This is a genomic window from Cellvibrio sp. (assembly GCF_053579595.1).
The window spans coordinates 1-3,309 of record NZ_JBRFPI010000453.1 but is presented as its reverse complement, the minus strand read 5'-3'; the positions used below and the strand labels follow the sequence as shown (position 1 = coordinate 3,309).

Here is a 3,309-nt window from a genome sequence, read left to right as displayed (position 1 = left end):
CGATCAAGGTTGGCTTGCTGGTTTCAGCGCGTGCAGCTTCGATTGCCGCTTTGATTGCATCAGGGTTGTGGCCGTCAACCGCCGGGATTACATGCCAGCCGTAGGCTTCGAAACGTTTTGGTGTGTCATCGGTAAACCAGCCTTCAACATGGCCGTCGATAGAAATACCGTTGTCATCGTAGAAGGCGATGAGTTTGCCCAAGCCCAAGGTGCCGGCCAGCGAGCAGGCCTCGTGGGAAACACCTTCCATCATGCAGCCATCGCCGAGGAAGCAGTAGGTGAAATGATTAACCACATCATGGCCGTCGCGATTGAATTGTGCCGCGAGTACTTTTTCAGCCAGTGCAAAACCAACGGCGTTAGCAATACCTTGGCCCAATGGACGCGTAGTGGTTTCAACGCCGGGAGTGTAACCACGCTCCGGGTGACCGGGCGTGTTGGAGTGTAATTGACGGAATTGTTGCAGGTCTTCAATAGAGACTGCATAACCGCTCAGATGCAACAGCGAGTAAATCAGCATGGAGCCGTGGCCGTTCGACAAGATGAAGCGGTCGCGATCAGCCCAGTCCGGGTTTTGTGGATTGTGCTGTAAAAAATCATTCCAGAGAACTTCGGCGATATCCGCCATTCCCATGGGCGCGCCCGGGTGGCCTGAGTTAGCTTTTTGTACGGCATCCATTGAAAGGACACGAATGGCATTGGCGAGATGTTGACGAGTTGGCATGAAACTCAAGGCTCCTAAGATAAGTTGATTGCTGTGTGGTGGGCGCGGTTTGCCTGACCGTCTGCGCGGCTCAGGGCACCCTGGGGTTGCAAAGCACTAATGGGCAATTGCCACTTATTACAGGCCTCTGATGGGCTTTTGTGTCGTTGGGTTCCAGCCGCCGTCGCTGGGAGTGGTCGCTCGAAACAAGCGGCCACTGACAAAATGGGCAGGCATTTTCGCCCAGCGAGCGCCGCCCGTAAAGGAATAAGCGACCTGATCGGCACAATTAATCCATAAACGGGGCACTACAGATCGAAAAAGCATCCATTCAGAACAAATCCTCACAAAAAAGCCTAAAACCTATATCAAAATATTTTGATATAGGTTTTTTGGGCTGCTAGACTGCACAGCACTCGTCGCCATTTGATCACACCATGAACCAACCCCTGTCCAATGACCCAAACGCTCTTCCCGTTCTGACCGATGTGGTCGAATTGGAAACCCCGCTCAGCCCACTCGCCAACCTACTCAAAGCGGCGGGCGATCCGCTGCGTCTGGAAATCTTGCGGGTACTCAGTCAGGATTCGTTCGGGGTATTGGAGCTGTGCCGGATTTTCTCGATTAAACAATCGGGCATGAGCCATCACCTTAAAGTGCTCAACAACGCCGGTTTATTGAGTTCGCGTCGCGAAGCCAATTCGATTTTTTACCGCCGCGCCTATTTAGCACCAGATCATCCGCTCGCTGCACTACAGCAACAATTATTTGCGACTGTGGACACGCTAGCGATTGCCGATCACTTGCGTGAACCTATCCGCGAATTGCAGCAAGAGCGCAGCCAGGCCGCACAACAATTTTTTAGCGAGAACGCCGATAAATTTCGCGCACAACAAGATTTGATTGCCAGCTACCCCGTCTACGCCGAGCAGATGACGCAGTTGCTCAACAACACCGCCTTGCGCGATAAAAAACTCGCGCTCGAAATTGGTCCGGGCGAAGGCGAATTTTTGGCAGTGATTGCACAACAATTTAACCACGTGATTGCACTCGATAATGCTGCCAACATGCTCGACAAAGCGCGCGCCTTTGCCAGCGAAAAAAATCTGCGCAATATCGAATTTATCCACGGCGATACGCAAAGTTTACTCGGCCATAAAGTCTTAGCGGATTGTATATTGGTGAATATGGTGCTGCACCATACGCCATCGCCCGCGGATATTTTTCAGGATTTAAGCAATGTGTTGGCACCGGGCGGTGCATTACTGATCTGTGACCTCTGTCGCCACGAACAAGCATGGGCGCGCGAAGCCTGCGGCGATTTATGGCAGGGCTTTGAGCCACAGGATTTTTCGCGCTGGGCGCAGGCAGCAAAGTTAGATGAAGGGCAGAGCGTGTATTTTGCGTTGCGCAATGGATTCCAGATTCAGTTGCGCCAATTTTTTAAACCGACGAATTTTTAAAATTTAATTGCGTAGCCCGTATGGAGTGTAACGAAATACGGGAACGATGATGATCGTGAATAACAACCCCGTATTGCGTTTCACTCCATACGGGCTACAAGTTTCTTTAATATTATTTGCAAGGAAAAACCATGTCCGAATATTCCGTCTTTACCTCAGAATCTGTTTCTGAAGGCCATCCCGACAAATTAGCGGATCAAATTTCTGATGCCGTACTCGATGCAATTTTAAAAGATGATCCCAATGCGCGCGTAGCGGTAGAAACGCTGGTAAAAACCGGTATGGCGATTGTCGCTGGTGAAGTGCGTACATCCACCTACGTTGATCTGGAAGATTTGATTCGCCAGGTAATTTTGGATATCGGCTACAACTCCAGCGATGTGGGTTTTGATGGTGCAAGCTGCGCGGTATTAAATGCGATTGGTAAACAATCGGCTGACATCGCCATGGGTGTGGATGAGGCAGATGATAAAGATTTAGGCGCAGGCGACCAAGGTCTGATGTTTGGTTATGCTACCAATGAAACGGCAGTATTAATGCCCGCACCGATTTTTTATGCGCACCGCTTGGTAGAAAAACAAGCACAACTGCGCAAGAGCGGCGTATTGCCTTGGTTGCGCCCCGATGCAAAAAGCCAGGTAACATTGCGTTATGAGAATGGTAAACCCGTTGCAGTTGATGCAGTGGTTCTCTCAACCCAACACAGCCCCAGTGTAAAACAATCAGAAATTCACGAAGCTGTGCGCGAATTAATTATTGCGCACGTATTACCTGCTGAATGGTTGCACAAAGATACGCAATACCACATCAACCCTACCGGTCAATTTATTATCGGCGGCCCAGTAGGTGATTGCGGTTTGACAGGGCGCAAAATTATCGTGGATTCCTACGGCGGCATGGCTCGTCACGGTGGCGGCGCCTTCTCTGGTAAAGATCCATCAAAAGTTGATCGCTCTGCTGCTTACGCTGGCCGCTATGTTGCAAAAAATATTGTCGCTGCCGGCTTGGCGGACAAATGCGAAATTCAAGTGAGCTATGCGATTGGTGTTGCAGAACCCACGTCGATTTCAATCAACACTTTTGGCACTGGCAAAATTGCTGACAGCGCAATTATTGATTTAATCCGCGAACATTTTGATCTTC

General features: G+C 50.2%; 2 protein-coding genes and 1 pseudogene. 2 read left to right on the top strand and 1 reads right to left on the bottom strand.

Features of this window, described 5'->3' with window-relative positions; translation table 11 throughout:
• A pseudogene (locus ACWA6V_RS19550) lies at positions 1-724 on the bottom strand (transketolase); the annotation flags it as partial.
• A 416-nt stretch (positions 725-1,140) separates the two neighbouring features.
• Here ACWA6V_RS19550 and ACWA6V_RS19545 point away from each other — a divergent pair.
• Both ACWA6V_RS19545 and metK read left to right on the top strand, forming a co-directional pair.
• Positions 1,141-2,166 carry an ArsR/SmtB family transcription factor gene (locus tag ACWA6V_RS19545; protein WP_449524063.1) on the top strand — a complete coding sequence of 342 codons (1,026 nt, stop codon included), beginning with the start codon at positions 1,141-1,143 and terminating at the stop codon, positions 2,164-2,166.
• 131 nt (positions 2,167-2,297) lie between these two features.
• Positions 2,298-3,309 (top strand): methionine adenosyltransferase (gene metK / locus ACWA6V_RS19540; RefSeq protein WP_449524062.1); only part of this gene is annotated, 1,012 nt, incomplete at its 3' end.

Bases quoted from the DNA above. Each gene is read 5' to 3' on its own strand.
- ACWA6V_RS19545 (WP_449524063.1), top strand. From the start codon at position 1,141: ATGAACCAACCCCTGTCCAATGACCCAAACGCTCTTCCCGTTCTGACC.